We start from the raw sequence: 26,887 nt of genomic DNA on the forward strand, positions 1-26,887 counted from the left end.
TGACTCCTGCATTACGTGGGCCTGCAACGCGCCCAGTCTGTGCAAACGCCGGGACGCCGAACAGCCGCGAACCGTATGTTCAATTACCAGAATTTGTTGCGCCCGCATCCGTCTGCGGAGCGAGCGACATCCACGCCAGTCGCCATGCGCCATCGACGCGGCCACCGGCACGGTAATACGGAACGAACCGCAGCGGCGCGCGATAGCCCAGGCGCACGTCCAGCTCCATGCCGTCGGCGTCTTCCGCGGCGATTTCCGTTATCCATTCGGATGCGGGCGTCCCGGGAAGCCGCATGCTCTCCTCGATCTTGAAGCCGTCGATCAGCCCCGTCGCGTAGACCAGCGGCCCGCGCGTCAGCGCCGCGTAGTCGAAGCGCAGCACCTGCTGGGCGACGGGGCTTCCGTCCGGCGCGCGGAATTCCTGCACGTTGCGCATGCTCCGGCGATGCAGCTGCGGCGCCATCGGCAGGTGCAGCGCGACGGTGTCGCCGGCGGTCCATTGGCGGTCGATGCGCAGCCATTCGCCGGCTTCGACCGCAGCCTCGACGCCCGCACCGTTCACTTCGACGCGAACGTCCTTCGCCCATTGCGGAATGCGCACGCGCAGTTCGAAACGCGATGCCTGCGGCGGATCGACGCGGATCTCCACGCGATCGCCGAACGGATACCGCGTGGACTGCGTCAGCGCCACCTCGCCCGCGCCGTCCAGCCGCACGCGTGCGGCGCCCGGGCCGAGCAGGTTCACGAACACGCCCTGCCCGTCCGCCCCATAGGCAAGGCCCGGCAGTTCCTCCCATGCCATCGCGCCGCTGGACTTGCAGCAGCGCCAGTACGTGGTGTGCACGCGCTGCCCGTTCGGGAAGGAGTAGTAGCACCAGTCCTCGCCATTGGGATCGGCCGCGCCGAGCAGGTCGTTGTACGCGGTGCGCTCGATTTCCTCGGCGAACCGCGCCTGCCCGGTGATGCGCAGCAACTCGCCATTGAGTTGCAGCCACGACAGCACCGAACAGGTTTCCACGTAACCGTGCGGGCTGAACACGTGCGGCGGATTGAACACCTCGCGCGAACGGTGCGCGACGCCGCCCCACGGGCCGCCGCCGAGGGTCAGGTGATGCTCGCGGATGCTGCGCCACAGCGACTCCACGGCGGCGAGGAAGCGCGAATCGCCCGTGGCGCGATACAACTTCGCGAGGCCGACCAGGTTCCAGCACAGCTGGTACGCCTTGCCGGTCGCGATCTCCGATGCATCGACGCCTTCCAGCGCACGACGCAGCAGCGCCAGCTGCGGATGGCCATCGGCCTGCGCGGCGATGAGTTCCGCGAGTTCCAGGTAACGCGCTTCGCCGGTGGCGACGTACAGCTCGACCGCCGGATCCATCAGCACCGTCGCCGACATGCCGAAGTGGTTTCCCAGATCGGTGATGTCGACGTCGGTGTCGCGCAGCACGTGCAGGCACAGGTCGCCGATGCGCCGGGCGGCGTCGAGATACCGCGCATCGCCGAAGCAGCGCCAGGTCTCCAGCAATCCCAGCACGAGGTAGCTGTGCGTCCAGATGTCCCACGTGCGCAGCGTCGGCGCGCCGTCCCAGCTCACCGGCTTGGGCGGCTGCTTGTGCATGAAGCGACGGTCCGGGGCGTAATTGCCCAGATAGCCGCTTTCGTCCTGCCGCGACACGAGGAAGTCGGCGACGCGCCGCAGCTGTTGCGCGAGCACCTGGTCGCCGCTGCGCGCCACCGCCTTCGCGGTCGCGATCAGCCACTTTCCGGCGTGTTCGCCGTACCAGTCGCCTTCGAGGTTCCCCTCGACACGCGCGGGCTGGAACAGCGCGATCGCCGGGCTGTCCTCGTCGGTGATGAAACGGCTCAGCCGTCCGCGACGGCTCGCCTCGATCGCCTCGCCCAGCACGCCGTCCAGCCGCACCGCATCGGCGGCGGTGCGCTGTTGCGCCGCGCGCAGGTTCATCGCAATCGTCTCCACGGCGTCACTCCGCATCCACGACGCATCGGAAGCCCAGCATGCCGGAGCGATCCTTCGACGGCGCCATCAGCAGGTACTTGCCGTGCTGGTCGAGGCGATACGCCTGCGGGAAATACCAGTGCGAGGTCTGCGGCTGGTACGCGCTGCCGCCGCGCAGGATCGCCGCGCGCGTGTGTTCGTCGGCGAATTCGTCCGTCCACTGCCACACGTTGCCGACCAGGTCCATCACGCCGAACGGACTCGCACCCTGCGGATGCGCATCGACGTCGGCCGGCGGCGCCAGGCGGCGTTCGCGGTTGACCGGCGGCACCGCGTCGGTGCGCCATTCGTTGCCCCACGGATACAGGCGGCCGTCGCTGCCCTGCGCGGCGTACTGCCATTCCCACTCGTGCGGCAGGCGCTTGCCCGTCCACGCGGCGTAGGCGCGCGCGTCCTCCAGCGCCACCCACGTCACCGGCTTGTTCTCCCAGCCCGGCCGCGGCGCGCCGTCGCACCAGTCGCGCAGGAAGTTGTGCGCGTCGCGCGGCACATAGCCGCTCTCGTCGATGAAGCGCTTGAACTGCGCGTTCGTCACCGGATGACGATCGATGTGGAACGCCTTCATCGTCATGCGGCGGCGGTGGTTGCGACGCGCGCTCGGCTCCCACGGATACTGCACGTCCAGCCCGTCCCAGGTCTGGCCTTCGATCTCCACGCCACCGACCGCGAACACGAACTCGCCCGCCGGAATCGTCACCATGCCCTCGGGCGCCCGTGCGACCGGCTTGGTCGGTGCGATGTCGGTGATGCGCTGCGGAATCGACGTCCACTGCGACGACAGCGACGCCAGCGGCACGCGCGCGTAGTTCGCCATCAACGCGAGGAGCGCGTCCACGCCCTCGCACGACGCCGCATCGCAGGCGAGCAGCGCGCCGAAACCCTTGCCCTCCATGCGCATCTCGACGACGGCCGAACCATCGACGATGCGCGGCGACAGCTCGACGCCGTTCCACAGATCGAAGTAGCGCACGCCCTCGCGGTGCGGCACGGCCAGCTGTTCGCCTTCGATGGCGTACTCATGCCGGTTGACCATCGTCCACAGCACCCGCCCTTCGCCCGGGAAGCGGCTGGCGAACACGCCGGCCTGCAACGTCGGGAAGTACGGCGTCCAGTCGGCGCTCACCATCAACGGCGCGAACGCGCGGTAGATCGTGCTGATGCGACGCAGCGACTCGGCATCGCGCGGGGTGAACTGGTTCCAGATGCCCCAGATGTTCTCCCACGCGTTGTAACCCACGCCATTGAAGAAGATGTACTGCAGGTCGTGGTTGCGATCGCGGCCCCAGCGGTTCTCGTAATTGATCATGTGGCGCGGCTCGAGCCACTTGAACTTCGCCACCGGCGGCACGACCTCGTTCGGCGCCTTCTTGCCCCAGCTCTGCACGTTCCAGATGAGGTGCTCCTCGGCGCTGATCGTCGACTCGGGCTGCACCACCACCGGCTGCCCCAGCGCGTCGCAGGCATCGAAGAACGCGCGCGGCACGCCGTTGTAGGTATCGCCGTTGATGCCGTCGGCGCCGACCTCCTTCACCAGTCGCGCGATGGCCTTCCAGTCCGCCTCGCCCTGCTCGCGCGTGCCGTTGTCCCACGGCATGGTCGGCAGGAACACGCGAACGCCGCGGCGATGGAAATCCGCGACCGCCGAGCGCAGGCCTTCGATACCGCCCGGCAGGTCGGCGGCCATGTCGAACTGGTTGCGGTCGTCGATGCCGATGTTCGGGTACACGTACCAGATCAGCACGCTGTCGAGGCCGCCGTAGCGCTGTTCCAGATCGTCCAGGTAGCGATCGACCGTGTAGCGCCCCTCTACCGGATCGTAGAAATAGCGGTCCTCCGCCATCATCTGCGCATGCACGAAGTTGCGCTGCGCCCATTGCAGTTCCGGACGGCGGTAGTTCGCGTCGTCGAAGCCGATGCGCGTGAGATGTTCGCGGCGCCAGTCGCGCAGCTCGGAAATCCAGTCCGCCGACGTCGCGTTGACGTCGATCTTCCAGTGGCCGATCTCCGCGAACGGCCAGCCCGGCGCCTTGCCGGGCGTGGGCAGGTAGCGCTGCGTGGTGACGTGGGAGAACTTGTATTCGGTCTTCGGAACGTGGCGCGGGCGATCGTCCGAGGGCAGCTCGTGGTCTTGGCGGTTCATGCGGGGGTGTTCCGGAAGTCAGCAGGAAGATGCGGCCAGGCCGCAATGCGCGGCAAGCGCGTCGTGGTCGTTCGAGTCTTGGTCGTTCGAACCGGACAGCATGGCGACGACCTCCTCGCGCGTCGGCACGCTCGATTGCGCGCCGGCGCGCGTGCACGCCAGCGCGGAAGCCGCGGCCGCGTAGCGCAGCGCATCGGACAATGCATCGCCCGCGCCCAGTCGCGCCACCAGCGCACCGCAGAACGTGTCGCCGGCAGCGGTCGTGTCCATGGCCTGCACGCGGAACGCCGGCTGCACGTGCATGACGCCGCCACTGCGCGCGATGCAGCCGCGCGCGCCGAGCGTCACCACGACGTCGTCCACGCCGATGCGTTCGAGCCCGCCTGCGATGTCGTCGGTGCCGGCGAGCATCGCCAGTTCGCCTTCGTTGACGATCAGCAGGTCCACCAGCGCCAGCAGCGAGGCCGGCAATGCACGCGCGGGCGCGGCATTCAGCACCACGCGCACGCCGGCGTCGCGCGCCGCGCGCGCATAGGCTTCGACCGACGCCAGCGGGGTTTCGAGCTGCAGCAGCAGGTGCGTCGCCTCGCCGAGCGGCGGCAGGTGATGCGGCGCCAGCGCGTCGTTCGCGCCGGGCGCGACGGTGATCGCGTTCTCCGCGTCGTCGCTGACGCAGATGAACGCCGTGCCGGTCGCGGCGCCCTGCGCCCGCACGATGTGCAGTTGCACGCCGGCATCGCGAAGCGAGGTCTCCAGCGTCGCGGCGAACGCATCCTCGCCCAGCGCCAGCAGCATGTGCGTCGCCGCTCCGCCGGCCCGCGCGCACGCGAGCGCCTGGTTGGCGCCCTTCCCGCCCGGATGCAGTTCGAGCCCGCGCCCGAGCACGGTTTCGCCCGGCGCGGGAACGTGCGCGGCACGCACGACGAAATCGAGGTTGGCCGATCCAGCAACGAAGACATGGCCCTGCGCCGGCTTCATGGCACCGCCTGGTAAACGAGGTTGAAGAAGGGAACCGACAACCGCGGCAGGTCGCCAGGGGCGTCGTCGGGAAGATGCTGGCACAGCAGCAGCGCGACCAGGCGCTCGCTGCGGTCGATGGTGAAGTACGTCGACGCCGCGCCGCTCCAGCCGAACTGGCCGACGCTGCCCAGGCGCCCGCGACGGGCGACGTCGGTAACGACGTAACCGCCCAGCCCGAAGCCCTCGCCCGCCGCCGGCCCTGCAAGCGGCGGATCGAAGGTCGCGAGCTGGTCGCTCATCATCAGCTCCACGCTCTTGCGCGAGAGCAGCCGCGTCGCGCCGGCCCGGCCGTCGTCGGCGAGCATCTGCGCGAAGCGGAAGTAATCGCGTGCGGTGGAGTACAGCCCGCCGGCACCGCTGTCGTAGGCGCGCAGGCGTTCGCCCGGCGTGCGCGCGTCGGCGCTGCCGGCCAGCGCGAGGCGGCCGTCGGCGTCGCGCGTGGTGATGTCCACCACCCGGTCGCGCTGGCCCGGCGCCACCTCGAATCCGGTGTCGCGCATGCCCAGCGGCGCGAGAATGCGTTGCTGCAGGAGGTCGGCGAAGCGCTGCCCGCTCGCCACTTCGATCACCCGCGCGAGCACTTCGGTGTTGACGCCGTCGTAGCGGAACCGCGTGCCCGGATCGTCGGCCAGCGGCGCGCGCGCGACGCGCCGTGCGAACTCGGCCAGCGTCGGCGCATCCTGCGGGTGCTGCTCGTCGAGCAGGCGCACGGCTTCCCCGTTCCCGCCCGTCGCGAACCCCGCGGTGTGCGTGAGCAGATGGCGGATGGTGATCGGGCGCGTCGGCTCGACCCGTTCCGGCGAGCGCGCGGTGCCGCCGGCGAAGCGCTTCATTCCGGCGAATTCCGGCAGATGGCGCGCGACCGGGTCGTCCAGCCCCAGCCGCCCTTCCTCCACCAGCATCAGCGCGGCGACCGAGGTCAGCGGCTTGGTCATCGAGTACACGCGGAAGATCGCGTCGGGCCGCATCGGCCTGTTCGATCCAAGGTCGGCATGACCGTACGCGCGCTCGTAGGCGATGCGCCCGTCGCGCGCGACCAGCGCCACCGCGCCGGTGTAACCGCCGGGCGCGGTCGCGCGTTCGAGGAACGCGTCGATCCGTTGCAGGCGCGACGCGTCCATCGACGCTTCATGCGAAACGTCCGCCGCCACCGCCTGCGCGGGCGCGACTGCGATCCACGCGGCGAGCAGCACGCGGAACCGCGCCCGCCACGCACGGGGCCTGGCGGTGCGGTGCGCGTCGCGCGCGGGATGGCGGCCCCGCTGGGGCCGCGCGGCTTCAGAACGTGACTTCATACGTCAGCGAGGTCATGCGACCGCGACCAGCCCAGTAATTGCGCCAGCCCGGCACCTGCGACCAGGTCAGGATGTACTGCTTGTCGGTCAGGTTCTCGATGCCCAGCGAAATGCGGCCGTTCTTCGGCAGCGTGTAGCTGGCGGTGAAGTCGAACAGCGTGTAGCCGGTGGTGCTTTCCTCGTAGCTGAACTGCGCGCCGTCGTACTCGCGCACGTCGCTGCCGCTCAGGTCGCGCGAGAGCAGCGTGGTGGAGCCCAGCACCAGTTCCATCTGCTGCACCGGCCGGTAGCGCAGGTTCAGCGCGATCTTGTCCGGGTTCACGTCCAGCGCGCCCATCGGCTTGTTCAGGTCGCCCGCACCGAAGCGGCCTTCCGGATCCTCGCTCCAGAACGAGGTCTTGCCGCGGATGCGCGAGTACACGCCGCTCAGGCGCCACTGGTCGCTGAAGCGGTAGTCGCCGCTCAGCTCGATGCCCTTGATGCGCGTCGGCGCGCGGAACAGCACGTAGTCGTCGGTGGCCGGATCGATCACGAACGAGGTGCCGTACTCCGACTCGGAGTCGTAGTACGACGCACCGAACGAGGCGCGATCGCCGATCCAGTTCACGCCGATCTCGCGGTTCTCCACCACGACCGGCTGCAGGTCGAAGATGTCGCCGACGGAGATCGACGGATCGCCCGGGCAGCCGTCCGGCTTGGTGTCGTCCGGATCGTCCGGGCACGAGATGTTGCGCAGCGGGATGCCCACGTTCGGCAGGCCGAAGCCTTCGCCGTACGCCACGAACGTCGACCAGCCGTTGCCGATGCGCCAGATCGCGCCGAGGTTGGTCAGGTTCTCGGTGTATTCCAGCGTGCCGCCGTTGACGAAGCGGCGATCGCGGAAATACGTGGTGGTGTAGTCGTCGACCTTCAGCTCGCCGTCCTCGCGGCGGATGCCGCCGCTCAGGGTGACCGGGCCGATGTCGTAGCTCAGCTGCATGTACGGCGCGACGCTGGTGTATTCCATCGGCGGCACCCACAGGCGGTCGGTCAGCGCCAGGCGCTGCTCGGCCGTGTCGCGCACCCAGTCCACGCCGGTGCGCAGTTCCAGTCCGTCCACGTTGAACAGCATCGGGCGCGCCCACGCCAGGCGCAGGCCTTCCTTCTCCGACAGGATTTCCGACTGGTCCCACATCTGGCCGTCGGGCCCGTTGACCGGGATCAGCGGGTCGTAGCGATCCTCGCCGGCTTCCGGCGGATAGCGCATCGCCTGGTCGGCCCAGTAGCCGTTGATGCTCAGCGTGCCCTGCGCGAAGTCGCTGTCGGTGTAGATGACGTTGACCTGCTCGAAGTCGTTGAACTCGGACTTGCTGCCGAACAGGTGGCCCTTCTCCGACGTGTTCGTCGAGGGGTTCGGGCACTCCACCGGATCGTAGCGGCAGCCGTCGACCTGGATGTAGTCGCCGTTGCCCTCGATCTTGAAGCGGCTGTAGGAGGCCTGCAGGCGCTTCTCGCCACTCTCGCCGAAGTTGATGCCGCCCTTCAGGAACACGTTCTCCGAGGAGGAATCGTGGGTCGAGCCGCTGGTGTTCATGCCCAGGCGGCGGCCGTCGCCGTCGTAGCCCATGCCGCGCTCCACGCGCGAGAGGCCGACGACCATGTCGTAGGCGTCCTGCTTGCGCATGAAGTTCATGCCGACCTTCCAGCCTTCGCTGTCGTCCTTGAACTGGGTCGAATAGCGCGTGACGAAGCGGAACTCGTTGCCTTCCTTCGTCGGCGTGGCGGACAGGTAGTTGATGATGCCGCCCGCCGCGCCGATGCCCTCCGACGCGGACGGGCCGTTGATCACTTCCACGCGATCGACGATGCCCATGTCGGTGAAGGTCGCATTGCGGCTGCCGTCGCGCAGCGGCGAGCCCTGCGGCACGCCGTCGAACAGGCGCAGCGCGACGCGACCGCGCAGCGTCTCGCCGGAGTTGCTCATCGCCTGCGACGCCTCTGCGTAACCCGGGACGGTCTTCGCGAGCACCGCGGTCGCGTCCTCGGTGACCAGCAGCGTGTTCTTGATTTCTTCCTTGGACACCAGCGTGATCGCGCCGGGAATCTTGTCCACCGCCTTGGGCGTGCGCACGCCGGTGACGATGACGTTGTCCAGGTTGGTGGCTTCCTGCTCGCTGCCGGGGTCTTCTTCCGCGCCCTGCGACGGCGGGTTCATCGATTGCGCATTCGCCGGCAAGGCGGATGCGAGCAGCACGCACGTTATCGCTGCGGTCAACGGTTTGATCATGACGGATCTCTATTTTTTGTTCTGGTGGCTGCGCCGGCCATTGCGGCCTGCGCTCTACGTTCGGCCCGCGCGTTCCGTGTGGCGGATCGCGCGGACGACGCCCCTCCCGGCGCCTTCAGAAACACCGTCTTTCAACGCATGTGTTTCGGGCACAGAACGTATGCCCTTGCAGGGCCTCATTGAACCGTCGCGCGGTATGTTCAGAGGCTAGTTTTTGTTTGCAGCGATGTGACGATTTATTGCGTCGCAGCAGAAAACCGGCGGAATCAGCACACTTTGCAGCTCTCCTCGAGCAGCACGTGCACCAGCCGCACGCGCACGCTCGATCGCGACCACACGATGCCGATGCGGCGCGGCACGCATTCGTTCGGCAGCGGCATGCGCACCAGACGCAGGCCCTCGGGCCACGGCTGCGCCCAGTCGGGCACCAGCGACACGCCCAGCCCGCGGTCGACCATCACCGCGATCGCGTTCAGGGCGTTCAGTTCGAAGCGCTCGCGCGGCACGATGCCCGCGTTGCGCAGGTATTCGTCGGCCTGGCGACCGCCCCATTGATGCCGGTCGTAGCGGATCAGCGGCTCGTTCGCGAGCAGTTCGTGCGGATCGCGGTGCGCCATCGATTCCGGCGCCAGCACGACCAGCGGCTCTTCGCGAAGCAGCCGCCAGTCGCAGGTCTTGGGCAGGGAGAACGGCGCCTGGAGCACGATGGCGGCGTCCACGTCGCCCGCTTCCACCGCGCGGTACAGGTCGGCCGAATACCCCGGCTTGATGAACACGTTGATCTGCGGGAACTGCTGGACCATGCGCACCAGGATGTCCGGCAGCATGCCCGCGAGCGCCGTCGGGCAGGCGCCCAGGCGCAGTTCGCCGGACAGCGCCTTGTCGTTGGCGACGCTGCGCAGGTCGGCGACGTCGCGCAGCAGGTCGCGCGCGCGTTCCAGGATGCGCGCGCCCTCCTCCGTGACGCTCACCGTGCGGCCGGCGCGCGCGATCAGCGGCGCGCCGAGTTCGCGTTCCAGCGTGCGGATCTGCTGCGACACCGCCGCTGGCGTGATGTTCAGCTCGCGTGCCGCCGCGGCCATGGAGCCGCGGTCGGCGACGATGACGAACGTGTTCAGGAACTGCGTGTCCACCGGCTACCTCGCTGTGCGGCGCAGAAGGCTACACAACGGGCGCGCGGGTGGAAACATCAGCCCGCGGCGCCTTCGGCGACGGCGGCCCCTGGCTTGACCTGGTCGCGCCGGTAGATCGTCAGTCCGGCCAGCGATCGCTGCGGTGGCGGGAAGAACAGGCTCGCCACGTAGCCGATCACGATGCACAGCAGGATCGAGATCGCCAGGTAGAAGTACGGGTGCACCAGGTCCATCGACCAGGCCAGCATGGTCAGCGCGATGCTGCCGGCGATGCCGATCGCCACGCCCTGCGAGTTCGCGCGCCGGGTGAACATCCCCAGCGTGTACGCGCCGGCGAAACCGCCGCCGAGCAGGCCGGCCAGTTCGATGGACACGTCGAACAGCGAATGGATGTCGAACCGCGCCAGCAGCAGCGCCGCGCCGATGCCGATCAGGCCGACGACCACGGTCATCACCTCGGCGAAGAACACGCTCTGCTTCGGCGTCGGGTTCTTCGCGAGTTTTTCGTAGAAGTCGACCGAGATGAGCGTCGCGACCGAATTCATGATCCCCGACAGCGTCGCCATCGCCGCGGCGAAGATGCCGGCGATGATCAGTCCCGTCACGCCCATCGGCAGCTCGGCGGCGATGAACAGCGGGAAGGTCGCGTCCACGGGCAGCAGCGGATTCATGCGTTCCGGATGCGACTGGTAGTACACGTACAGCGCGGTGCCGATGCCGTAGAAGATGAAACCGCCCGGGATCATGATGGCCGCGAAGGCCCACACCGAGCGCCCGGCTTCCTTGTCCGATTCGGTGGATAGCACCCGCTGCATCAGCACCTGGTCCTTCGGGAAGGTCAGCACCACATCGAAGATCACCAGGAAGATGAAGCCCCACACGGTGGCCTTGGTGAGGTCGAAACTGAAGTCCAGCAGCCTGGTCTTGTCGGCCGCCGCGGCGACCTGCGCGAATTCGGGGAAGCCGCCCTTCACGTGCCAGACAATGAAGGCAATGGCGAAGATCGCGCCGCCCATCTTCACGATGACCTGCACGAAGTCGGTCCAGATCACCGCCTTCATCCCGCCCATCGCGGTGTAGACGATGGTGAAGCCGCCCATCAGCAGCACGCTCCACACCACGTCGATGCCGGTGATGGTGGAGATGCCCAGCGCCGGCAGGAACAGGATCACGCTCATGCGGCTGCCGATCTGCATCACGATGCACAGGGCGCTCGCGAGCATGCGGATCGAGGGGTGGAAGCGCGTTTCCAGGTAGCTGAACACCGACATCAGGTTCAGCCGCCGCAGCAGCGGGACGATGACGATGGCCACGAACACCAGGCCCAGCACCGCGACGAGGTTGTTGGTGAGGTATTGCCAGTTCGTCTCGAACGCCTTGGCGGGGATCGCGATGAAGCTGATCGAACTGGTGTTGGCGGCGTACAGGCTGACGCCGGCGGCCCAGAACGGGATCGAGCGCCCGCCGACGAAGAAGTCCGACGTCGATTTGCGCTTCTCGCGCAGGTAGAAGTACAGGCCGATGCCGATCATCGATACCAGGTAGACCACGATGACCGCCCAGTCGAGCCAGCTGAGCAGCAGCTTGCGCGCCTGCACCTGCACGAACGACGCGAGCGCGCCGCCGGTGCCCGGCGCGACCTGCACCAGGCCGTCGCGCCACGCGGCGCTGAGCGCCGGACCGGCGACGCCGCGTCCCGGCAGCGTGGCCCACGCCTGCACGATGATCTGGAACGTCATCATCGACGGCGCCGCGTCCGGCGCCGCCGGATCGCGCACGAGATAGAGCACGTGCGCCTGGCCCATCGCGCGCGCCGAGCCGGGCTGGATCGTGCCGGGCACGTCGGGCATCGCCTGCCAGCCGTGTTCGCCGGACCAGCGCCACAGCCGATCCGGGCCGCCGTCGGCGGCGATCGTCGCCAGCAGCTGGCCGCGCTGCGCGACGAGCGAGGTGACGCGTCCCTGCGCGAGCCCACGCGGCCCGAGGCTCCACGAGGGCGTCGGCGATGCGGTATCCAGCTGCAGTACCGCCGTTTCGCCGGTGCTCTCGTCGGTGCCGGCGACGTAGACCCGGTTGTCGCCGAACGCGCCCTGCGCGTCGCGCAATGCGAACGGGAGCGACGGAAGGGCCTGTGCCTGCAACCGATCCCCGGCGAGAGCAAGACGCGCGACACCCTCGATCCGCTGCGGCCCGGCACCGGTCAGCGCGAATGCCGCATCGCCATTGCCGAACGCCGAACGCACCGGTGCATCGCCCGCCCACGCCAGCGGCGACCAGCCGCTGCGATCGACGTTCAGCACCGACGCCCCGCTAGCACCGAGCACCACCGGACGCTGCGCGACGGTCGCCAGCACCAGCGGCGACTCGATCGAAGGCAGTGCGGGCAGGCTGTCGGCTTCGACCGACGCCAGGCTTTCCGCGGCGCACGGCGCGCTCGCGAACGCCAGCAGGCACACCGCCGCGACGCGTCGAAGCCATTGCGGCAGGTTCATCGATTCGGCTCCGTAACGTGCGTGGACTGGCGTTGCGCGGCGGCGATTATCGCTTCGGCGCGACGCAGGAACGGCGGATCGACCATGCGGCCGTCGACCGAGAACGCACCGCGCCCGGCGTCGCGCGCGACCCGCGCCGCCTCGACGACGCGCTGCGCGGCGGCCACTTCGGCCTCGCCGACGCGGAAGATCGCGTTCGCCCATTCGACCTGGCGCGGGTGGATGCAACTCTTGCCGACGAACCCCAGGCTGCGCGCGAGTTCGGCTTCGGCCTGGAACTGCGCGCCGTCGCGAAACTCCGGATGCGCGCTGTCGCACGCGAACACGCCCGCCTGCGCCGCCGCGAGGCGCACGGCAAACATCGCCGAATGGACGTTCTCGCCGCGACGGCGATCGATGCCCAAGGGTTCGAACAGGTCGCCCAGGCCCAGCTGCAATCCGGCCACGCCGGGATGCGCGGCGGCGATCCGCGCCGCATCGCGCAGCCCCTTGGGCGTTTCGATGTTGACCAGCAGGCCGGGCAAACCGCCGTCGCGATGCAGGTGGCGTTCGAGCGCTTCGATGGCGTGCAGCACGTCGTCGGCGCTTTCCACCTTCGGCACGTTCAACAGGTCCACGCGCGCGCCGGCGAGCGCCTGCAGGTCCGCTTCGAAATCCGCCGAATCCGGCGCATTGGTGCGCACGATCAGGGTCTTGTCGCTCGCGAGCGCGCGCGCCGAGCGCAGGAACGCGGCCAGGTCCGCACGCGCCTGCGCCTTGCCGGCCTGCGCGACGGAATCCTCCAGATCGAAGGACAGCGCATCGGCCGCACCGTCCATGGCCTTCACGAACAGCTCCGGCCGGCACCCCGGTACGAACAATTTGCTACGCATGTCCCCGCCTCGTCATGGACTGGAGTGTCGGCGAAGCGGAACCGGACAGGACCCACGCGAAGGGAGATTCAGACGATAGATTTGCTATCGAATTGGCGATGCGATGCGCACGCAACCATGACGCAGTGCAGCAGGGATCCCGACGACGTACGCACGCGTGCGGATGGCCGCCGCCGATCGACCGCATTCCCTTGACGCCCTGCATCCGACACTCGCGCCTCACCCGCACGGACGCCGGAACGATGACCACGCCGACCACGATCGAAGGCCTCGCGGTGCGCACGGCGGGCGATCACAGCCGCCCCGCGTTGCTGCTGTTGCACGGATTTCCCGCGTCGTCCGCATCGTTCCGCGACGTGATCGCGCCGCTGTCCGACACCTGTTTCGTGATCGCGCCGGACCTGCCCGGCTTCGGGCAGTCCGAACCGATCGAGCCGCCCTCCTTCGAGCGCCATGCCGACGCGGTCGAGCGCCTGCTGGCGAAACTGGATGTGGACTCCTGGTACCTCTACGTCCACGATTTCGGCGCGCCGGTGGCGTTGCATCTGGCCACGCGCGCGCCGGACGCGGTGCGCGGCCTGATCGTGCAGAACGCGAACGTCCACGCCAGCGGCATGGGACCGTCGTGGGAGGCGACGAAAGCGTACTGGCGCGATCCGACGCCGGAAAACGAAGCCGCCGCGACCGCGCATCTCACGTACGAGGGAACGCGTTACCAGTACGTGGGCGACATTCCGCCAGACATCGCCGCGCGGATCGATCCGGCGCAATGGGAGCAGGACTGGCGCGTCATGTCCCTGCCCGGCCGCATCGCGATGCAGCGCGCGCTGGTGTACGACTATCGCCGTCACGTGGCGCGCTTCGGCGAGATCGCGCGGTACCTGGAACAACGGCAGCCGCCGGCGCTGATGCTGTGGGGACGGCACGACGTGTTCTTCGACCTGGACGAAACGCTGTCGTGGATGAAGGCGCTGCCGCGCATGGAGGCGCACATCCTCGACGGGCCGCACCTGCTGCTGGAGACGCATGCCGCGCGGTGCGCGGGGTTGATGCGGGGATTCGTGCGGGGCGTCGAGGGCCTGGAATAGCTTTCGCGCGCTTCTCCGCCGTCATCCCAGCGAAAGCTGGAACCCGTTTTGATTTTCGTCGACGCGCGGATGGCATGCGCATTCCAGCGAAAGCGAACTACGGCGATCGTCGGAGCACCGCACGCCCCTGCCCTCACCGCAATCCCTCTCCCGGAGGGAGCGGGGCTCAAGCACCGCAGGTCCGCCGCTCACCCAGGCGGGGTTGAAGCACCGCGATGGCCCACGCTCACCACCGCACATTCACCCCCACCGTCGCCGAACGCTGCTCGTAATCGGTGCCGTCCAGCTCATGGCTCGCCGACAGCTGGCCGAACACGTTCACGTTGCGGCCGACCGCCGCCTCCACGCCCACGTCCAGCGTGGCCGAGGTGCCCAGGTCGTGGGTCGGGAACGCCTGCGGCGTCGCGGTCGAACCGGCCTGGCGCACGTCCAGCGCGCTGTCCTGTTCGCCGACGATGTTCTGCACGGCGAACTTCGCCCACGGCCGCACACGCGAGCCGGCGTTCGTGGTGAACGCCTTCTCGATGCGCAACGCGGCGCGCGCGGTGCCGACCACGGCGTCGTCGATGTGCAGCTCGCGACTCGCCGCGTCCACCAGGTCCTGCCACGACACCGCGCTGGCGATCAGTTCCACCTGCGGTTCCAGCGTCCAGCCGCTGTCGAGCGAGAACGCCTTGCCGGCGCGCGCGTCGAAGGTCAGGTAGTTGCCGACGATGCGCTGGGTGAAGCCGTCCGGCGTGCGGATGTCGGCCGACGGCCGGCTGCCGGCCAGGCTCAGGTCGAGGAAGCTGCCGCCGTTCCACAGGTGGCTGGCGTACATGCCGACGGTGGGCGTGTCGAGTTCGATGCGCGCCTGGCTCATGCCGGCCAGCCCGCTCGAATTCGCGCCGCTGGACCAGTACACGCCGCGCGTGTAGCCGATGTAGCCGCCGGCGCGGAACGCGCGGTTCGGACGCTCCAGGTCGCCGTCGATGCCCGCGTACATGCCGACGTCGTCACCCGACACGGCGAAGCCCGGGTTCGCGCCGAGTTCCAGTTCGTTCGCGGTAGCGGCCACCCACGCGCCGTGGCAGTCCTCCACCACGCCCTCGCCCGCGCCGCCGGTGGACGCGTCGCGCACGCCCTGGTCGCACGCGGGACGGCCAATGTTGCGGATGTCGCCCAGGCGCTGCTGCGCCATGCTCGTCGCGTGCTGGCTCAACGCCGCGCCCAGACCCGGCAGCGCGCCGTAACCGGCGACTTCCGGCAGCAGCTGCGCCGACTCCGGCGTGAGGTACCAGTTGCGGTCGGCGTTCTGGTCGAAACTCCACGGCGTGACGCTGCCGCCCACGCGCACCTTGCCGCCTTCCACGTCGGTCGGGACGAAGCGGCCCGCGGTCGCGGCGTCGTCGTTCGGGCTCGACACCACCAGCACCGGGCCGGCGTTGCTCAGGTCGCTGCCATCGCCCATGAACTCCACGCGCGTGTCGCCCGCGACGTCGCCGTCGACATCCATGCCGCCGGCCTGCGTCGCCGAGACGCCGATCCGCACCGTGCCGCCGTTGCTGGCGTAACGGCCGCCGATCGCCACGCGGTGCATGCCCAGCTCGATCGCGCCCGCGTTCTCGACGTCGCCGCCGATCGCCGCGCCCGCGTTGGCGAGCAGGGTCGAGGTGCCGTCGATGGCGAGCGTGCCGCCGCCCAGTTGCAGCGCGCTGGCGAGCGCGAGCGTCGTGCCGTTGCGCAGTTCCACGCGTTCCCAGCCGGTGAGCGACGGCGCGCCGCTCATCTGCATGCCGCTGAAGCCGACCACGTCGCGTCCGGCGCCGCCGTCCAGCGCGATCACGCCGCTCGCATCGCCCGCGGCGAAATGCACCGCATCGTCGCCCGCGCCGAAGGAGAACGCGCCGGCGACCGTGCCCATCGAGGTGAACGTGTCGTCGCCGCTGGTGCCGGTGTACGTGCCGTCCACGCGCAGGCTCGCGCCGCTGGCGACGGTGGTCGTGCGCGCGGCGATGCTGCCGTTCGCGGTGACATGGACGGTGCCGGCGGCGATGTCGACGTTGGTGAGCTCCGAATCCGCCGGGCCATTGACGTCGAGCGTGCCGGCGCCGGTCTTGCGCAGGCTTTCGAAGCCCTGCACGGCGCCGAGGTCGGCGTGGGTCGCGATGTCGGTGTTCAACGTATCCACGCCCTGCCCCGCGTCGACGGTACCGACCAGGCGCGTGCCGTCGTGGATCGTCAGCATGTCGTCGCCCGCGCCGAGCGCGAGCACGCCGCTGCCGGTGTCCAGCGTGCCGGTGACGTCGACGACGTCGTTGCCGTCGCCGAGGTCGCCCGCGAGCAACGCCGTGCCCGACACGACGACGGTGTTCGCACCGGCGCTGCCGTCGATCGTGGCGACGCCGCCGCCCACGCTCCGCAGCGTGCCGGCCACGTCGAGCACCGTGCCATCGCCCATCGTCACCGTGGCGGTGTCGAGCGCGCCGTCGATCGCCAGCGTGCCGCCGTCGATGTGCGTGCCGTGGCTGAAGGTCGCATCCCCGGTCAGCGTCGCCACGCCCGCACCGTCCTTGCGCAGCGTTTCGAAGTTGATCGTCTGCGCCGCGTCGAAGCTCATCGCCGTGGCATTGTCGAGCACGACGGTGTCGATGTCGGCGCCGCCGTCGATCACGGTGGCCAGCGTCGCGCCGTCCTGCAGGGTCAGCGTGTCGTCGCCGCCGCACATCGCGACGGTGCCCGAACCCGACACCGTACCCCCGACCGTCATGCGATCCGCGCTGGCGCCGCAGCCGAAGCTGCCGTCGACGGCGAGCGTCGCGCCCGCGGCGACCACCGTGTCCAGCGCGGCGCCGGCGATGGCGGCGATGCTGCCGGCCGCGCCGACATGCAGCGTGCCCTCCAGCACTTCCACGCTCTGCAGCGCGGTGGTGCCCGGGCCGCTCACGTCCAGGGTGCCGCCGCCGAGCTTCGTGACGCCTTCGAAGTTGAGCAGCGCGCCGAATTCGGCGGTGCGTTCGATGTCGTAGACGCGGCTGTCCATGCCCGCGCCGCCGTCGATGGTGCCGGTCACCACGGTGTCGTCGTGCACGACGAAACGGTCGTCGCCATCGCCCAGCGACAGCGCCCCGGCGGCGGTGTCGAGCGTGCCGACCACGTCGAGCACGTCCTCGCCCGCGCCGAGGTCGCCGTCGAGCGTGGCCATCCCGTTCACCACGACCGTGTTGGTGCCGGCGCTGCCGGTGAGCGTCGCCGCGCTGCCGCCGGACACCGCGCCGTCGATCCGCAGCGTGGTGTCGTCGGCCATGGCGATCGTCGGCGTGACCAGGCTGCCGGCGACGGTCAGCGTGCCGCCGTCGATGCGCGTGCCGCCGGTGAAGGTCGAAGCGCCGGCGAGGACCGCCTCGCCCGTGTTCCGCTTCTGCAGGACCTCGAAGTTCGACAGCGTGCCGGTCATCTGCAACCGCGCGGCGTTGTCGAGCACCACGTGGTCCGTGCCGGCCGCGCCGTCAATGCTGCCGCCGTGCGCGCCGAGGTCGGCGCCGTCGCGCAGCACCAGCGCGTCGTCGCCGTCGCCGAGCGCGATCGAACCGGCACCGGTGATCGCGCCGGCCACGTTCAGCGTGTCGTTACCGGCCGTGCCGGTGTAGGTGCCGTCGAGGTTCAGCGTCGCGCCGTTGCCGATGCTGCCGGCGACCACGCCGTTGAGCGAGCCGGCCGGGCCGACATCCAGCGTGCCGCCGATCACGTTCACCGTGCTGAAGGTCGACGGCGCGGGGCCGGCGACCACGAGCGTGCCGGTGTTGGTCTTGGTCAGCGTTTCGAAACCGGTCGCGCCGCCCAGCGTCGCCGTTCCGGCCAGGTCCGCCACCAGCGTGTCGGTGCCCGCGCCGCCGTCGATCGGATTCGCCAGGCCGGACAGGTCCGCGCCGTCCTGCAACGTCAGCGTGTCGTCGCCGCCGAGCAGGTCGAGGGTCGTGCCGGTCACGGCGCCGGCCACGGTGAAGGTGTCGGCATCGTTGGTGAAATCGAAGTTCCCGTCGATGTCGAGCGTCGCGCCGCTGCCCACCACCGCGTTGCGCACGCCGGCGACGTCGCCGCCCGCTGCCACGTGCAACGTGCCGCCGAGCACCTGCACGTCCTGCACGAGCGTGGCGCCGGGGCCGGCGATCTCGAGCGTGCCGGTGCCTGTCTTGGTGATGCCCTCGAAGTTGACCAGCGCGCCGAGCGTCGCCGTGCCGTCGATGTCGTACACGCGCGTGTCGAAGCCCGCGCCGCCGTCGACGGTGCCGGTGACGGTGGTGCCGTCGTGCACGGTGAAGCGGTCGTCGCCGCCGCCCAGGCCGAACATTCCGGGGCCGGTGTCGAGCGTGCCGGTGACGTCGAGCACGTCGTTGCCGCCGCCGAGGTCGCCGGTGGCGATCGCGCTGCCGGCGATGTTCACCGTCTCCACGCCCGCGCCGCCGGTGATCGTGGTCACGCCGGCGCCCGCCTGCAGGGTGCCGTCGACGTTCAGCGTCGTGCCGCCGGCCATGGCCACCGAGGACGTGACGAGGTTGTCCGCGATGGTCAGCGTTCCGCCGTCGATCTGCGCGGCGTCGAACGCCACGTCGCCGAACAGCGTGGCTTCGCCGGCGCCGTCCTTCTGCAGGAATTCGAAGTTGATCGCGTCGCCCAGGTCCGCCGTCATCGCGCCGGTGCTGGCGAGCACGATGCGGTCGCCGGCGCCGTTCGCGCCGCCGTCGATCACGCCGGTGAAGCCGGACAGGTCCGCGCCATCGGTGAGCGTCAGCGTGTCGTCGCCATCGCACAGGCCGACCGTGCCGCCGCCGGTGAGGTCGCCGGCGATCGACAGCGTGTCCGCGCCGAGCCCGCAACCGATGCTGCCGCCGGTCGTCACGTCGAGCGTCGCGCCGGCGCCCACCCGCATCGCGAGCGAATCGCCCGGCTTGGCCGTGACGCTGCTGCCGGCGCCGATGCTGAGCGTGCCGCCCAGCACTTCCACCTGCTGAAGATCGGTCGCACCCGGGCCGTCGATGTTGAGCCGGCCGGTGCCCTGCTTGGTCACGCCTTCGAAGTTCGCCAGCGCGCCGAGCGTCGCGACGCCGGCGATGTCGTACACGCGCGTGTCCAGGCCGTCGCCGCCGTCGATCGTGCCGCCGATGAAGGTGCCGTCGTGCACGATCAGGCGATCGTTGCCCGCGCCGAGGCTGAAGCCGCTGCCGGACGTGGTGAGCACGCCGCTCACGTCGAGCACGTCGTCGCCCGCGCCGAGGTCGCCGGTGGCGTTGGCGGTGCCGGCGATGCGCACGGTCTCCACGCCGTTGCCGCCGAGGATGTTCGCCGCGCCGCCGCCCGCGCCCTGCAGGAAGCCGTCCACGGACAGCGTCGTGCCGCCGTTGAGCACCACCGCCGGCGTGTTGAGGCTGGCGCCCGCCCCGACCGTCAACGTGCCGGCGTTGATGTCCACGACGTTGCCGTACGTCTGGTTGCCGGTGAGCGTGGCTTCGCCGGTGTTCTCCTTGCGCAGGATCTCGAAACCGACCAGGTTGCCGACGCCGAACTCCAGCGCCGAGGCGTTGTCCAGCAGCACGCGGTCGCCGACGGCGGCGTTGCCGCCGTCGATCACGCCAGTGAAGCCGCTGAAGTCGCCGCCGTCGGTGACGGCGAGCGTGTCGTCGCCGTCGCACATCCCGATCGTGCCGCTGCCGGTGACCGCGCCGGCGACGGTCATCGAATCGTTGCCCGCGCCGCAGCCGTAGCTGCCGTCGACCTGCAACGTCGCGCCATTCGACACCGTGGTGGTGATCGGCAGGCCCGGCGGCGCGATCACGTCGCCGTCCGGCGCGGTGATGCGCAGCGTGCCGGCGCGCACGTTGACCGTGGCGAAGTCCGAACCCATCGGGCCGTTGATGTTGAGCGTGCCGGCGCCGGTCTTGTCGAGCGTCTCGAAGCCCTGCACCGCGCCGAGGTCGGCGACGCCTGCGATGTTCGTGTCGAACGTGTCGTTGCCGCTGCCGGCGACGACGGTGCCGATGAGCGTGGTGTCGTCGTGGATGGTGAGGCGATCGTCGCCGTCGCCCAGCGCCAGCGACGCCGCGCCGGTGTCGAGGACGCCGGCGACGTCGAGCACGTCGTTGCCCGCGCCGAGGTCGCCGCTGGCGACCAGGCTCGCGCCCGCCGCGACCGTCACGGTGTTCGCGCCCGCGCTGCCGGTGAGCGTGGTCGCGATACCGCCGCCGGCCTCCACGCCGGCGCCGGCGATCAGGTTCAGCGCGGTGCCGTCGGCGAGCCCCACGGTCGGCGTGAGCAGGTCGCCGGCGACGTCGAGCGCGCCGCCTTCGATCGACGTGCCGCCCGCGAACGCCTGCGCGCCGGTGAACGTCGCCGTGCCCGTGTTGCGCTTCACCAGCCGCTCGAACGCCGTGGTCTTCGCGCCGTCGAACGTGATCGCACCCGCGATGTCGAGCACCAGCGCGTCGTCGCCGGCCGCACCGCCGTCCACGCCCAGGCCGGCGAGCACCGCGCCGTCGCGCAGGGTGAGCGTGTCGTCGCCCGTGCCGAGGCTGAGCGCGCCCGCGCCGGTGTCGAGCGTGCCGGCGACGTTCACCGCATCCGCGCCGTCGCCCAGGTCGCCGTTCGCGCGCAGCGCGCCGCCGCTGGCGATGTCGATGGTGGCGCTGCCCGCGTCGCCGGTCAGCGTGCTGGCCACGCCGCCGGAGCCCTGCACCGTGCCGCCCACCGTGAGCAGCGAGCCGTCGTTCATCGCGATGGCCGGCGCGGTCAGCGTGCCGCTGGCGGACACGCGCAGTTCGCCCGCATCGATCTCGGCCGACCCCGTGGTGAGGCCGCCGTCGATCTGCAGCACACCGGCGTCCACGCCGGTCACGCCGCCGATGGCGTTGCCCGCCGAGGTCAGCACCGTCGTGCCCGTGCCGACCTGGGCGATGTTGCCCAGGCCGCTGAGCGTGCCGGTGAAATCGAAGCTGTCGGACCGGTTGAACGACAGCGTCGAGGTCGGATTCACCACGATGACGTTGCCGGTGCCGGCGTTGCCCGAGGTGCCGCCGTTGCCGATCATCAGGTTGCCGTCGTTGATGACCGTGTTGCCGCTGTAGCTGTTGTTGCCGGTGAGCACCCAGGTGCCCGGGTCGTTCTTGGCGAGCGTGGTTTTGCCGGTGGTCGCGTTCTGGTCGACGATGGTGTTGCCCATCGTGTTCAGCCCGGTGTTGGTGCCGCCCAGCGCGAGCGTGCGCGCGCCGCCGCCGCTGTACGACGCCGAAGCGGTGTTGCTGAAGGTGATCGCGCCGGTGCCGGAGGATTCGATGAAGCTCACGCCGGTGGAGAGCGTGAACAGGCGGTCGGTCGTGTCGCCCGCGCCGGTGTAGCGCAGCGTCGAGCCGTTGCCGATCACCAGGTTGGTCGCGGCCGAACCGGACATGCCGATCGAACTCGCCTGGCCGCCGTCGGCGAGCTTGTCCACCGCGAGCACGCCGCCGTTGATCGTCGTGCGTCCGGTGTACGTGCTTCCGGTGTTGCGCAGGACCCAGGTGCCGGTGCCCTCCTTGGTGAGCGCGGTCGTGCCGCCGGCGGCGTTGTCGATGCGGGCGGCCAGCGCGTTGTCGTCGGTGCTGATGCCGCCGAGCGTCAGCGCGCGGTTGCCGGTGCCGGAGAACACCACCGGCGCGGTGCTGGTGAATTCGATCGCGCCCGTGCCGGAGGCGTCGAGCCAGGCGTGGTTCTGGCCGACGGTGAACTGGCGATCGGTGCTGTCGCCCGCGCCGAGGTAGCGCAGGCGGCCGCCGTCGAGCACGAGGTTGGCGGCGTCGCTGGTGGAGGCGCCAATGCTGCTGTCAAGGCCGCCGTCGGTGAGGCAATCGACCATGATCCAGCCGCCGTTGATCGTGGTGGCGCCGGTGTAGGTGTTGTTGCAGCCGGAGAACTGCTGCGACGAACCGCCGTTCTTGACGATGCCGCCCGTGCCGCTGATGACGCCGGCGTAGTTGACGACGGAGCCGTTGCCGAGCGCGGCGGCGCCGGTGGTGATCGTCAGGGTGTTGCCGCCCAGCGCGATGTTGCCGACGGTGGGGGCGTCGGCGTTGCCGACGTTGTCGTCGATCCAGCTGACGCCGATGTCGTGACCGCCCAGGTCGAGCAGCGTGCCCGCCGGGCCCATGCGCACCCCGCTGTTGCCCAGCGCCGTGTCCGAACCGGCGCGCAGCGTGCCATTGGAGATCAGCGTCGTGCCCGCGTAGGTGTTGTCGCCGGAAAGCACCAGCGTGCCGGCGCCGTCCTTCGCGAAGGTACCGCTGCCGACGACGGCGCCGGACATCGTCAGCGTCGTCGCGGCCTGGGTCACGTCGAGGATGCCGACACCGCTCACCGTGAGGCCGCGATCGATGTCGACCGAGCCGCCGGTGTAGTCCAGGCTCGCGCCGCCGGTGATCACCAGCCCGCCGGAGACGTCGGTCGAAGCGCCGATGCCGCTCGCCTGCCCCGCATCCGCCAGGCAGTCGACGATGAGCGTGCCGCCGCGGATCGTCGTCGTTCCGGTGTAGGTGTTGTTGCAGCCGGTCATCGTCTGCGTGCTGGTGTTCTCCTTGATGATCCCGCCGCTGCCGCTGATCGCACCGGCGTACACGCCGTTGTTGCCGCCGATGGTGAGCATCGCGTCGCCGAGCAGCACGTTGCCGCCGCTCGCGCCGCCGCCCTGCAGGCCGCCGACCTTGTTGTCGAAGCCGTCCAGGTCGAGCGTCACGCCCGCCGCGTCGGCCAGGTTCATCATGTTGGCGACGCCGAAGGCCGCGGTCGATCCGGCACGCAACGTGCCCGCGTCGACGAAGGTCTGCCCGCGATAGGTGTTCGTGCCCGACAGCACGAGGGTGCCGTCGCCCTGCTTGCGCAGCAGCGCGTCGCCCGTGGCGATGCCGCCGAGCGTGAGCGTCGTGGCCGCGTTGCTGACGTCGATGGTGCCACCCAGCCCGCTGGTCACGGTGAAGCCGCGATCGCTGCTCGCCGTCGCGCCGGTGTAGCGCAGCGTGCCGCCGCCTTGCAGCACGAGGTTCGCCGAATCGGCCGAAGCCGCGCCGATGCCGCTGGCCTGCCCGCCGTCGGCCAACGTGTTCACCGACAGCGTGCCGCCCGAGATCGTGGTCGCGCCGATGTAGTCGTTGCCGCCGTTGGCCAGGGTCAGCGTGCCGGCACCGGTCTTGGTGAAGCCGGCATCGTCCGGGCTGGTCACCTGGCCGGTGAAGGTCAGCTCGGTGGTGGCTTCGACGACTTCGATGTTGCGGGTGGAGCCGGCGTTGACCAGCGTGAAGCCGCGATCGGTGGTGGCCGTGGTGCCGGTATAGCGCAGCGTGCCGTTCTCGAGCACGAGGTTGGACGAATCGCTCGACGACGCGCCGATGGCGCTCGCCGTGCCGCCGTTGGCGACGCTGTCGAAGGCCAACGCGGCGCCGCTCACGGTGGTCGAACCGGTGTAGCGGTTGTTGCCGGTCAACGACACCGTGCCGCTGCCCAGCGCATCCGCGGTGCCGCCGCCGGTGCCGCCCACGACGAAGCCCACGGCGCCGCCGTTGTCGACGATGTCGGAGGAAACAAGGAACGTGCCCGCGCTGTTCTTCAGCACGCCCAGCGTGCCGCCGCCGGCCGCGCCGGTGAGCGAGCCGCCCTGGATCGTCTGGTTCGCCGATCCCGTGGTCGAGTTGACGATGATCGTGCCGTCCACGCCAAGCGTCTGGCCCGGGTCGATGGCGACGATCGAATTCGCCGCGGCGGTGTATTTCAGGCCGGCGATCTGCTGGCTGCCGGACACGGTATTGAAGAAGGCCGTGTTGGCGGTGCCGTCTTCGTCGCTGATGAACTGCCCGGACTGCCACTGGCTGGCATCGTCCTGGTTGGTGTAGGCGTTGAAGGCGACGATCTGTCCGCCGACGACCTCGGCGTAGTCGGTCGTCGTGCCGTTGGTCACCGTGGCCCAGCCGCCCAGCGCGCCGTCCGCGGTACTGGTGAGGAACGCACCGCTGCCGGGGGCGACGAAATTGAGGATGCCGCCGGTGTGCGAGATCGCCCCCAGGTTCACCGTCATGCTGCCGCCGGTGCCGGAGGCGGCACGCAACGTGTTGTTGCCGGCCGCGACGGTGACGCCGTCGAAGGCCTGGCTGTTCGCCTCGCCATCGGCGCCGATGAGGCTGACCGAGCCGCCGGCCAGGTTCAGGTGCGAATCGGCGGAAATGATGTTGGCGGCGGGCGCCGAGGCGCTGGCGAAGTCCAGCGCGAGCGTGCCGCCGGCGACGTTGGTGTCGCCCGTGTAGGTGTTGGCGCCCGAAAGCGTCAACGTGCTCGCACCGGTTTTCGTCAGACTGCCGCTGCCGGCGATGACGCCGCCGTATGCGGTGTTGCCGCTGTCCGCACCGATGGTCAGCGAGCCGGTGTCCAGGTCCACGGTGCCGCCCGTGCCGGCCAGCGACGCGGCGACGACGTCGAAGCCGCCCAGGTCCAGCGTGCCGCCGTCCACGACCAGCGCGTTCGCCGTGCCGAACGCGTTGTCGTGTCCGGCGAGCAGCGTGCCGTTCTGCACGGTGACATTGCCGGTGAAGGTGTTGTCGCCGCTCACCAGCCAGGTGCCCGCGCCGTTCATGGCCAGGCTGCCGGCGCCGGAAATCACGCCGGCATACGTGTTCGTGCCGGCGAAGCTGCCGCCCAGCGTGAACGTGTCGACCGGATTGCCCGCGACGAACGACGTCGGCCCGGTGAAGGCCAACCCACCGGTGCCGTCGTTGCGCAGCGCGCTGTTGCCCGAGACCGTCACCGTGCGGTTGGTGGACGTCGCGCCGCCCGTGTAGCTGAGCGTGCCGTTGCCGAGGGCGATGGTGCTGCCGCTGCCCAGCGAGCTGTTGGTGCCGGCATCGGCCAGCGTGCCGGCCCTCACGGTGATGTTCGAGATCGCCGTCGTGCCGTCGTAGGTGTTCGCATCGCCCAGCGTGATCGTGCGTCCCGCGCTGCCGGCGTAGTTGATCTGCCGGCCCGCAGCACCGCTGATGACGCCGAGCAGTTCCATGTCGGCCGACGTCGCGCTGAACACCATCTGCGTCCAGTTGGCGCCGGCGGCGAAGATGTTGCCGGTCAAGGTAAGCGTGCCGGTGCCCTGGTTCTGCAGCGAATTGCCGCCGCTGCTGGTGTTGTTGAACTGCCAGTTGCGATCGGACCGGTCGCCGTCGCCCGTGTACACCAGCGTGTTGCCCAGGCCACCGCCCGCGCTGGAATGGATCGTGCCCAGCGTGGCGTCGGTCGCCGCGCCCAGCGCGCTCGCCTCGCCCAGGTTGCCGACCGAGCTGAAACTGTGCGTGCCCGCGCCGAAGACCACGCCGCCGGTGAAGTCGTTCGCATCGTTGGTGATCGCGCCGGTCACCTGCACGCCGCCCGCGCCGGTGATGCGCGCCGAAAGCGCGCCGCCCCCGACGACGGCCCGGCCGCTGGTGATCGTGATCACGCGGCTGCTGGCGAGCGCGCCGGTCGAATCCACGCGCGTGCCGTTGGCCAGGGTGATGCCGTTTCCGGCCGCGCCCAGCGCCGCGTCGCTGCCGAGCATCAACCGCCCGCCGGTGACGTTCACGTTGCCGGTGAAGGTGTTCGTGCCGGTCAGCGACAGCGTGCCGCCGCCGGACTTGGTGAGGTTCGCCGGGCCGGTGATGGTGGAGGCGATGGTCGCGGTGCCCGCCGTGACGTTGATCGTCGGCGTCGACCCGGTGAAGGCCAGCGAACCGCCGGTGAGCGTGAAGCCGTCAACCCCGAAGGTGAGGTTGTGCACGGTCATCGGACCGGCCAGCGTCACCGTGCCGGCGGTGCCCATGAAGAACGCGTTGTCGCCGCCGGGCGCGGCGTTGTTCCAGCCGACCATCGGGCCGGTCACGCCGTCGTTGAACGAGTTCCAGAACAGCGAACTTCCATTCCACGTGCCGGTGCCGCCCTGCCCGATCGCGGTGCCGTTGACGTCCCAGTAGCGGTCCGCCGCCCACGCCGGCGCATACAACGCGAACAGCACCGCCGCCACGCACGCGCGCATCGCCCAGTGGCCCGAGGAATTCATGCCTTCGCGTTCGTCGCAACCGCCGCCGCCCTTGCCGCCGCTCGTGGCCAGCTCGGACGTCACCACCCACGCGCGCAGGGCCTTGGACCAGATGATGCGGAAGACGCGATTCATGAGATTCCCCTTCGGATCGAATGCGCCGCACGCGCGCTGTCGCGCAACGAACGGACGTGGAAACGCGCAGCGCCGCGCGGGACACGGCGAGTGGCGTGGAGTGCGTGCGGAACGTGCGCGTCGTGCGCGCGATGACGGAGCGACTGCGGCGAAGCGGCTTCAGGGTCGTTGGCGCGAAGGACGACGTCGCGCGGACACTCGCGCAGTGGCGATGGCAGTCGCATCGCGGCCGGCCCGGACTTCCCTGATCGTCGCGACACGTTCCGCCGTCCCATGCGCATCACCGTTGCAAGCGGGGCACTGCGCGTCCTCGAACGGTGCGGTCGCGCGCATTCGAAAGCCCTCATGCGCGAGGTCCCGCACCGTCCCCGCCTCCCCGG

10 protein-coding genes are annotated in these 26,887 nt (G+C 70.0%); 1 reads left to right on the top strand and 9 read right to left on the bottom strand.

Going from position 1 to position 26,887, the window contains the following annotated elements; translation table 11 throughout:
- Positions 1–79: 79 nt before the first annotated feature.
- The 8 genes from I4U41_RS00275 to I4U41_RS00310 all read right to left on the bottom strand — a co-directional run bounded on the left by I4U41_RS00275 (position 80) and on the right by I4U41_RS00310 (position 13,235).
- Positions 80–1,978, bottom strand: a complete 1,899-nt coding sequence (locus I4U41_RS00275) for a glycoside hydrolase family 127 protein (protein ID WP_320415120.1) — start codon at positions 1,976–1,978, stop codon at positions 80–82.
- 4 nt (positions 1,979–1,982) lie between these two features.
- On the bottom strand, positions 1,983–4,157 hold the full coding sequence (locus I4U41_RS00280; RefSeq protein ID WP_206858377.1) for a formylglycine-generating enzyme family protein: 2,175 nt from the start codon (positions 4,155–4,157) through the stop codon (positions 1,983–1,985).
- An 18-nt stretch (positions 4,158–4,175) separates the two neighbouring features.
- The gene (locus tag I4U41_RS00285; protein ID WP_206858380.1) at positions 4,176–5,135 is read right to left on the bottom strand and encodes a ribokinase; all 960 of its coding nucleotides are present in this window, start codon (positions 5,133–5,135) and stop codon (positions 4,176–4,178) included.
- Entirely contained in the window at positions 5,132–6,472 is a 1,341-nt protein-coding gene (locus I4U41_RS00290) for a serine hydrolase domain-containing protein (protein WP_206858382.1), read from the bottom strand. The genes I4U41_RS00285 and I4U41_RS00290 overlap by 4 nt, the downstream gene beginning before the upstream one ends.
- Positions 6,456–8,738: a TonB-dependent receptor gene (locus I4U41_RS00295; protein ID WP_206858384.1), complete on the bottom strand. Its 2,283-nt coding sequence runs from the start codon at positions 8,736–8,738 to the stop codon at positions 6,456–6,458. Before I4U41_RS00295 ends, I4U41_RS00290 begins: the two co-directional genes overlap by 17 nt.
- Positions 8,739–9,004: 266 nt before the next feature.
- The gene (locus tag I4U41_RS00300; protein WP_206858387.1) at positions 9,005–9,871 is read right to left on the bottom strand and encodes a LysR substrate-binding domain-containing protein; all 867 of its coding nucleotides are present in this window, start codon (positions 9,869–9,871) and stop codon (positions 9,005–9,007) included.
- 56 nt (positions 9,872–9,927) lie between these two features.
- Complete coding sequence (locus I4U41_RS00305; protein ID WP_206858390.1) at positions 9,928–12,363, bottom strand: sodium:solute symporter; 2,436 nt, start codon at positions 12,361–12,363, stop codon at positions 9,928–9,930.
- Entirely contained in the window at positions 12,360–13,235 is an 876-nt protein-coding gene (locus I4U41_RS00310) for an HpcH/HpaI aldolase/citrate lyase family protein (RefSeq protein ID WP_206858393.1), read from the bottom strand. The genes I4U41_RS00305 and I4U41_RS00310 overlap by 4 nt, the downstream gene beginning before the upstream one ends.
- Positions 13,236–13,477: 242 nt before the next feature.
- Between I4U41_RS00310 and I4U41_RS00315 the strand changes: the two genes are divergently transcribed.
- A complete protein-coding gene (locus tag I4U41_RS00315; protein WP_206858406.1) occupies positions 13,478–14,323 on the top strand; it encodes an alpha/beta fold hydrolase in 846 nt (281 codons plus the stop codon).
- A gap of 226 nt (positions 14,324–14,549) precedes the next feature.
- Here the strand turns inward: I4U41_RS00315 and I4U41_RS00320 are convergent, their stop codons facing one another.
- Complete coding sequence (locus tag I4U41_RS00320) at positions 14,550–26,507, bottom strand: autotransporter-associated beta strand repeat-containing protein (protein WP_206858418.1); 11,958 nt, start codon at positions 26,505–26,507, stop codon at positions 14,550–14,552.
- Positions 26,508–26,887: the final 380 nt, after the last annotated feature.

It is taken from the genome of Lysobacter changpingensis (assembly GCF_017308985.1).
Taxonomy (GTDB): Bacteria; Pseudomonadota; Gammaproteobacteria; order Xanthomonadales; family Xanthomonadaceae; genus Lysobacter_J; species Lysobacter_J changpingensis.